The organism is Azospirillum largimobile (genome assembly GCF_977007025.2).
Genome location: NZ_CDRMUA020000002.1, coordinates 934,602 through 942,500, shown reverse-complemented (window position 1 = coordinate 942,500; position 7,899 = coordinate 934,602). Strand labels below are relative to the sequence as shown.

The following is a 7,899-nucleotide window of genomic DNA, read 5'->3' as shown; positions in this document are numbered from 1 at the left end:
GTCGAGAGGGAAACAGCCCAGACCGCCAGCTAAGGTCCCCAAATCACGGCTAAGTGGGAAAGGATGTGGGAAGGCCATGACAACCAGGAGGTTGGCTTAGAAGCAGCCATCCTTTAAAGAAAGCGTAATAGCTCACTGGTCTAGTTAAGCCGGCCTGCGCCGAAAATGTATCGGGGCTCAAGCCGTGTACCGAAGCTGCGGATGTGATCTTTGATCACGTGGTAGCGGAGCGTTCCGTAAGCCTGCGAAGGGTGTCCGTGAGGCCGCCTGGAGGTATCGGAAGTGAGAATGCTGACATGAGTAGCGACAAACAGTGTGAGAAACACTGTCGCCGAAAGTCCAAGGGTTCCTGCGCAAGGTTAATCCACGCAGGGTGAGCCGGCCCCTAAGGCGAGGCCGAAAGGCGTAGTCGATGGGAACCACGTTAATAATCGTGGGCCTGGCGGAGGTGACGGATGGGAAAGCGTGTATGTCCTTATCGGATTGGACATGCTGTGGACCCGTTCCAGGAAATAGCCCCGCCGTATAGACCGTACCCCAAACCGACACAGGTGGACTGGTAGAGTATACCCAGGCGCTTGAGAGAATGGTGTTGAAGGAACTCGGCAAATTGCCCTCGTAACTTCGGAAGAAGAGGGCCCCGTTGTGGCGCAAGCCATGGCGGGGGGCACAGACCAGGGGGTAGCGACTGTTTACTAAAAACACAGGGCTCTGCGAAGCCACACAAGGCGACGTATAGGGTCTGACGCCTGCCCGGTGCCGGAAGGTTAAGAGGAGAGGTGCAAGCCTTGAATTGAAGCCCCGGTAAACGGCGGCCGTAACTATAACGGTCCTAAGGTAGCGAAATTCCTTGTCGGGTAAGTTCCGACCTGCACGAATGGCGTAACGACTTCCCCGCTGTCTCCAACACCAACTCAGCGAAATTGAACTCTCCGTGAAGATGCGGAGTTCCCGCGGTCAGACGGAAAGACCCCGTGCACCTTTACTACAGCTTTGCAGTGGTGCTAGGGACTTCATGTGTAGGATAGGTGGGAGGCTTGGAAGCCCGGGCGCCAGCCCGGGTGGAGCCAACCTTGAAATACCACCCTTGAAGTCTCTGGCATCTAACCGTGGCCCGTGATCCGGGTCCGGGACCCTGCATGGCGGGTAGTTTGACTGGGGCGGTCGCCTCCCAAAGTGTAACGGAGGCGCGCGATGGTGGGCTCAGAGCGGTCGGAAATCGCTCGTCGAGTGCAATGGCATAAGCCCGCCTGACTGCAAGACTGACAAGTCGAGCAGAGACGAAAGTCGGCCATAGTGATCCGGTGGCTCCACGTGGACGGGCCATCGCTCAACGGATAAAAGGTACGCCGGGGATAACAGGCTGATGACTCCCAAGAGTCCATATCGACGGAGTCGTTTGGCACCTCGATGTCGGCTCATCACATCCTGGGGCTGGAGCAGGTCCCAAGGGTTCGGCTGTTCGCCGATTAAAGTGGTACGTGAGCTGGGTTTAGAACGTCGTGAGACAGTTCGGTCCCTATCTGCCGTGGGTGTCGGAGTTTTGCGAGGATCTGTCCCTAGTACGAGAGGACCGGGATGGACATACCTCTGGTGCACCGGTTGTCACGCCAGTGGCATGGCCGGGTAGCTAAGTATGGACGGGATAACCGCTGAAAGCATCTAAGCGGGAAACCCACCTCTAAACCAGAGCTCCCTTGAGAGCCGTGACAGACCATCACGTCGATAGGAGGCATGTGGACGGACAGCAATGTCTGAAGCTAAGCCTTACTAATCGCTCGATCGGCTTGATCTCGACCCCACATTACCGCGCCATGCGCAGCAGCAAGCCTGTTCCAAGCAGTGCTTGACCAGCGCACAGCCGTTCGATACATCCTCACCTCACTTGCACTGAACAGCGATACGCTTCGGAAGCGTCGGTCTTGAGCCTTGGTGACCTGGTGGTCATGGCGAGGTGTCAAACACCCGATCCCATCCCGAACTCGGCCGTGAAAAGCCTCCGCGCCAATGGTACTGCGTCTTAAGACGTGGGAGAGTAGGTCGCCGCCAGGTCACTCAGGCTCAAGAGACGTCAAACCGAAGCAAATACGCTCGCATCCTCACCGTCCACATCCCATACCGAGACATCCGCGGGGTGGAGCAGCCCGGTAGCTCGTCAGGCTCATAACCTGAAGGCCGCAGGTTCAAATCCTGCCCCCGCAACCACCGACACTTGACAGCCCGCCTCCCACGAGGCGGGCTGTCGGCGTTTCGGGTCCTCTTCGGCGCACGCCTCAAGGATCGCCAGCAGGTCGCCATGAAGCTGCGCCTCCAGCCCGGCGCCCGAGGGGCAGGGGGACAGCACGACACGGTCGACCATGGACCGGATCATCTCCATCGCGGCCATCTGAGCTGGTCCCCGTTTCCGGGACAGATTTGCGGCTGAAATAAGCTTGGCTCTGGTTCCTGTTATGCCGCCACTCTGATCTGGTTCGGTGTGCCGTCGTAGGCCTCTGCCGGGGTTCTGCCGGCGAGCGCGGAGTGTGGGCGGTCGGCGTTGTAGTAATTGATCCAGCGGCCGATCCCGGCTCTGGCCTCGCTGCCGGTCTCGAAGGCGTGGAGATAGACGCACTCGTACTTCATCGATCGCCACAGCCGTTCGATGAAGACGTTGTCCATCCACCGGCCGCGCCCGTCCATCGATACCCGGATGCCGGCCGAGGTCAAGAGGCTGGTGAAACGTGGGCTGGTGAACTGGCTGCCCTGATCGGTGTTGAAGATGTCCGGCCGGCCGTAGCGTGTCATCGCCTCCTCCACGGCTTCGATACAGAACTCGACGTCCATGGTGTTCGACAGACGCCAGCTCAGGACCTTGCGCGTTGCCCAGTCCATCACCGCCACCAAGTACAGAAAGCCGCGGCGCATGGGAATGTAGGTGATGTCGCTGCACCACACCTGATCGGGGCGGTCGATGGTCAGGTCGCGCAGCAGGTACGGCCAGATCTTGTGTTCAGGGTGTGGCACTGTCGTCTTCGGGCGCTGGTAAACCGCCTGCAAGCTCATCCGCACCATCAGGCGGCGAACCCGCTTGCGGTTGACTTGGTGGCCGTGCCGGCGCAGATGCCGGGTCATCTGCCGACTGCCGTACCAGGGCGTTTCCAGGAACTGACCGTCGATCAGCCGCATCAGCTCCAGGTTCTCGGCCGGCTCGCCTTTGGCCGGTCCGTAGTAGCTGGACCGGCTGATCGAAACCAGCTCGCACTGTCGGGTGATCGACAGACGCGGATGATCCGCCTCGACCAGTTCCCGCCTCCGACCGATGCTCATCGACCGGAGGCCTTGCGCAAAAAATCCCGCTCCACGACCAACTGGCCGATCATCGCGTGCAGCTTCTCCACCTCGCCCTGATGGCTGGATTCAGCAGCTTCAGCCTTGCCGGAGAACACACCGGCCATCCCCTCCATCGCCTGTTTCTTCCAGGCGTTGATCAGCGTCTGGTGTACGCCGTGCTTGGCCACCAACTGCGACACCGTAAGCTCGCCACGGATCGCCTCCAGCGCCACCTTCGCCTTGAACTCTGCCGAATACCGCTTCCGTTTCCCCGTCATCGGGTCCGTCCTTCTTCCTCGGCGAACCAAGCTTATCCCACTGTCCGGGAAACGGGGACCATCTCACAGGCTGGACCTGGAAGGCGATGGCCGACTGGCTGACGGAGCAGGGCCTGGTCATCGATGCCTCGGGCCTGAGCACCTACGTGCAGGATGGCCACGGAACGAAGACCGGCAAAAGGGAGAAGACGAAGAGCACCAGGGCCGCTATGGCGGCAAGGCCGATCAAGAAGGTGCCAGGTACCAAGATCGCGTCGCCCGCCGGAACGGCGGCGGAGAAGACCGGCACCGCCACCATGCGCACGCGGAAGCCGACGGACAACAAGGAGCAGAAGCAGTTTGGCTTCGTGGATGCGGACAAGAGTCTGCAGGGCTGAGCCGGCGCGCCACGAAGCCACGGCTCCGGTCAGCAAAGAATGGGGTGGGCACCGTGACCGGTGCCCACCCCATTCCATTATCTCCGACAAAGCCGAGCCTTCTGCATTGGTCCTGATCGGCAGAGAGAAGCGGACCGGCATGCAGCGATGAGGCACGTGACGATGCACCGGATCGAGTGGACACTGGCATGTGCATGCCGCCGTTCTGCAATGGGCCGGCACCAGCATGGGACGCGACGGGAGAAAGCAGGTCCATACCATACTGTCATCGGTCATTGGGTTCGTCTTTCGGTTCGAGTTGAAGCGTTGCAACTCCACTCTAGCCGACCAATCCAATGACCACCTCTTGCGCACGGGCCGCCGCCCTGGGGTGGGGCATGCCCCACTCCAGGGCGACCAGCGAATTTCCACCACGTGCGTGGACGCTATCAGGTTCCGCGGACGGGCGGACAATCCGCTCCGGATGCTCCTGGCGCTGACGGCTCAGGTAACCGCCAGAACCGGGACAGTCTTGCGGTAGACGTCGCGGCGGCTGAGCACCGCCCAGGCGATGCGGGCCATCTTGTTGGCCAGCGCGATGCTGGCCAGCCGAGCCGGTTTGCGGGCCAGCAGGCCCTTCAGCCACTCGCCCTCGCCGGGCGCTTTGCTGCGGGCATAGCGGATCACCGTGGTGGCGCCCATGACCAGAAGACGGCGGAGTGAGCGGTCGCCAGCCTTGGTGATGCCGCCGAGCCGATCCTTGCCGCCGCTGGAATTCTGCCGCGGCACCAGCCCCAGCCACGCGGCCAGATGGCGGCCGTTCTTGAACGCGCTCGGATCGGTGACGGTGGCGGCGAGCACCGAGGCGGTGATCGGCCCGATGCCAGGAATGGTGGCCAGATTGCGACTGGCCTCGGTGGTGCGATGCCACGCCAGGATGGCCTTCTCCAGGGCCGCAATCCGCGCGCTGCAGCTCTCGACCTGCTGGACCAATTCCCCCAGGGCCAAGCGAACCAACTCGGGGATCGGCAGATCGCTCAGCCGATCGATCAACTCGACCAGCCTCCGGGGGCCCTGCGCCCCTAGATGCCAAATTCCGCCAAATGAGCGCGCAGGGCATTGAGCAGCATGGTACGCTGGCGGACCAGCAGGTCACGGGAGCGGTGAAGGACCAGAACCGCTTGCTGGTCTTCGCTCTTGATCGGAACAAAGGCCATCTGCGGCCGGGTCACGGCCTCGGCGATGGCCGCGGCATCGGCGGCGTCGTTCTTCTTGCCGCGCTGGACGTAGGCCTTGACCCGGGGCGGCGGGATCAACCGGACCTCATGGCCGAGAGCCCTGATGAGACGCGCCCAGTGATGAGCCGTCGCGCACGCCTCCATACCGACCAGGCAAGGCGTCAAGCCACGAAAGAACGCCTCCACCTGCTCCCGGCGAAGCTGCCGGCGCACGACCACCTTTCCGGCTTCATCAACGCCATGAACCTGGAAGACGTGCTTGGCAAGATCGAGACCGACGGTGACAATGCTCATGTGGACGGCCCTCTCGTCAGGTGGGAGTCTGCAACCACTAATCTATGGCACCTCGATGCCGGGAGCAGCGTTCGTCCACACCATCAACTTGTCGGCCACTGTTACAGGAACTGAGAGCATGTTCGTAGCAGAGGCGTCCTAGCCCGTGCTGGGCAGGATGCTGCTTTAAGCGGTTCCGTTGCAAAGTTTGACGGTAGGCGCGGAGAGTCGCGGCGCCCACATCGTCAGGCGGCAACACCGAACAGGTGGGCGATGAAGGTCACCTGGACGGGCATGTCGTCGGCGGGCATGGCGACGATCTGCCCTTTGCGGACCATCGCCAGGATCCCCTAGCCCGCGATCGTCCGGCGCGCGGTGTGGAAGCTCTTGAAGCCAAGCCCCGGCCGGACCAACCGCTCGATGCGACGGTGATCCTGTTCAACAATGTTATTGAGATATTTGAGCTGACGGAGCTTGGCGACGAGCCACAGCTCGCCCTCCTTCTTCATCGCCTTGGTCGCGCTCGGATAGGCGGCGTTCTTGTCCACGGTGAGGGTGCGCGGGTTCACCGTATGCGCCTGCTTCAACGCCTTGCGGAAGAAACGCCGCGCGGCGGCGGCATCGCGCTTGGCGTGAGCAGAAAGTCGATCGTCTGCCCACGCGCGTCTACGGCGCGGTACAGATACATCCAGCGGCCCTTCACCTTGACGTGGGTCTCGTCCACCCGCAGGAGACGGTGGTCATGCTCAGGTGCGGACGCAGGCGTTTGTCCAATTCCGGCGCGTAGGCCTGGATCCAGCGGAAGATGGTTGTGTGATCGACGGCGACGCCGCGGGCGGCCAGCATCCGTTCCAGATCGCGGTAGCTGATCGGGAACTGCAGATACCAGCGCACTGCCCATAGGATCACCTCGGCCGTGAACTGCCGCCCCTTGAACGGGCTCTTCCTGCTGCGCACTACCGTGTCACCCCAGCCACCGACAGGGCTGGGTTTTATCCGATCTCCGCATGCCGGCAAACTTTGCAACAGAACCGCCTCCAGTGCAGGTCATCCCTTAGACTGCAAAACAGCGCGCTCCTCTCGCCATCACGTTGGAAATGCCAAAGTAGTGCTTCCGTAATGGGCCGTCGACGGAGCCGCTCGGCCATGGCGAGCACGGTCCGCTGGTGCATATCGATGCTCCGGCGGACCGTGCGCTTTCGGTGTTCCGTCCGCTTGGACGGGCCGCGCTTCAGAATGCCAGGACGGAGCGCGCCAGGACGACGTTCGCCTTGTCGTTCAGGGTACTGACCTCGCCCTTGGTGTCGACATAGTCGTACTGGGCCTGCAGTGTCAGACCCGGTGCGACGGTGTAGCTGACGCCGACCTCATAAACGTTGACATGGCGGCTGCCCGGCGTGTCGGTGCGCCCGGCATCCGCGCCGAACTTGTAGTTGGCGCCGACGGTCAGGAGCCCGGAGGCATACTGGATGCCGGCCGTCCAGTTGCGCTGCGCTTCGGTGACAGGCGCCCCGGCGGCGGCGAAGGACTGGCGTTCGCCCGACCGGTTGAAGTCGGTGTAGCTGCCGCCGACGGAGAAGCCGGCATAGCCGATGATGACGCCGGCCTGCCAGCCGGTCAGGTCGTTGTAGGCGATCCCCGGAGCGCCGGCGACCGCGCTGCCACCCATGTAGCCGGTGCTGGCCTTGACCGAGACACCGCCGAAGCTGTTGTTGTAGTTGGCGCCGACCTCCCAGATGTCCTCGAAGATGCCGGTTCCCATGATGTTGGCGGCACTGCTCGCCGTGTACTGCGACCGGCTTACGTCGGTGTTGCTGCTGTCGTTGCGCGGGGTATAGCTGGCGCCCAACTGCAGGCCTGCAAGGCGAGGCGAGAAATAGACGATCTTCGTCGAGTTGGATTCAACGGCCAGGGCCGGATAGAGGATGGTGTTGCGGGAGGTCTGAACCGCTCCGAAGGCCAGGGAGCCGGCCGTCGTGCCGTTGATGTTGTTGTTCGGGCCGACCCAGAAGGCGGGCTGCTCGACGAAGGCCGACACGTAGTCGGACGGCGCCGAGATGTAGGTCTCGTCGCTGAAGGAGTTGCTGACGCCGACGCGGAGCGTGCCGAAGGATCCCTGCACGAAGATGAAGGCGCGGTCAGCGTCCATGCTGCGGACATTATCGGCGCCGCTGTTGGCACGCATGCGGATGCGCGCACCATATTCCAGGCCGTTGTCGGCCTTGGCGGTCGGGATGATGTTGACGCGCAGGCGGTTGCGGAATTCGCTCGACCGGGTGTTGGCGTCCAGGTCCTGGCTCACGTAGCCGGCTTCGAAATAGGCGTCGCCGCTGACCTTCACGTCGAACTTGGCCTGGGCATTGGCGGCGCCGGCACCCGTTGCGAGAGTGACCGCGGCGCAGCCCGCCAGCAGAAAACGATTCACAGCTTTTGACTCCATGACGA

At 62.5% G+C, this 7,899-nt stretch carries 3 protein-coding genes, 1 tRNA gene, 2 rRNA genes and 2 pseudogenes (1 of these 8 cut by a window edge); 4 read left to right on the top strand and 4 right to left on the bottom strand.

The genetic code is table 11. From position 1 onward, the window contains the following. The 3 genes from ACWPKK_RS17495 to ACWPKK_RS17485 form a co-directional block, all read left to right on the top strand. Nucleotides 1-1,795, top strand: a 23S ribosomal RNA gene (locus tag ACWPKK_RS17495); it begins 951 nt to the left of the window's first position. A 141-nt stretch (nt 1,796-1,936) separates the two neighbouring features. Further along, a 5S ribosomal RNA gene (gene rrf, locus ACWPKK_RS17490) occupies nt 1,937-2,052 on the top strand. Between the two features lie 76 nt (nt 2,053-2,128). Then, a tRNA-Met gene (locus ACWPKK_RS17485) sits at nt 2,129-2,205 on the top strand. A gap of 243 nt (nt 2,206-2,448) precedes the next feature. Here the strand turns inward: ACWPKK_RS17485 and ACWPKK_RS17480 are convergent. Continuing rightward, nucleotides 2,449-3,587 (bottom strand): IS3 family transposase gene (locus ACWPKK_RS17480; protein WP_452006584.1). Its coding sequence is split into 2 segments (ribosomal slippage): nt 2,449-3,332 and nt 3,332-3,587, totalling 1,140 coding nucleotides; the frame shifts between segments, so codons are not numbered across the junction. An 86-nt stretch (nt 3,588-3,673) separates the two neighbouring features. Here ACWPKK_RS17480 and ACWPKK_RS17475 point away from each other — a divergent pair. After that, complete coding sequence (locus ACWPKK_RS17475) at nt 3,674-3,964, top strand: hypothetical protein (RefSeq protein WP_452006581.1); 291 nt, start codon at nt 3,674-3,676, stop codon at nt 3,962-3,964. A 483-nt stretch (nt 3,965-4,447) separates the two neighbouring features. Here the strand turns inward: ACWPKK_RS17475 and ACWPKK_RS17470 are convergent. The 3 genes and pseudogenes from ACWPKK_RS17470 to ACWPKK_RS17460 form a co-directional block, all read right to left on the bottom strand. Next, nucleotides 4,448-5,475 (bottom strand): annotated as a pseudogene (locus ACWPKK_RS17470) (IS110 family RNA-guided transposase). Nucleotides 5,476-5,699: 224 nt separating this feature from the next. Then, a pseudogene (locus ACWPKK_RS17465) lies at nt 5,700-6,411 on the bottom strand (IS6 family transposase). A gap of 274 nt (nt 6,412-6,685) precedes the next feature. Further along, complete coding sequence (locus ACWPKK_RS17460; protein ID WP_452006578.1) at nt 6,686-7,879, bottom strand: porin; 1,194 nt, start codon at nt 7,877-7,879, stop codon at nt 6,686-6,688. Nucleotides 7,880-7,899: the final 20 nt, after the last annotated feature.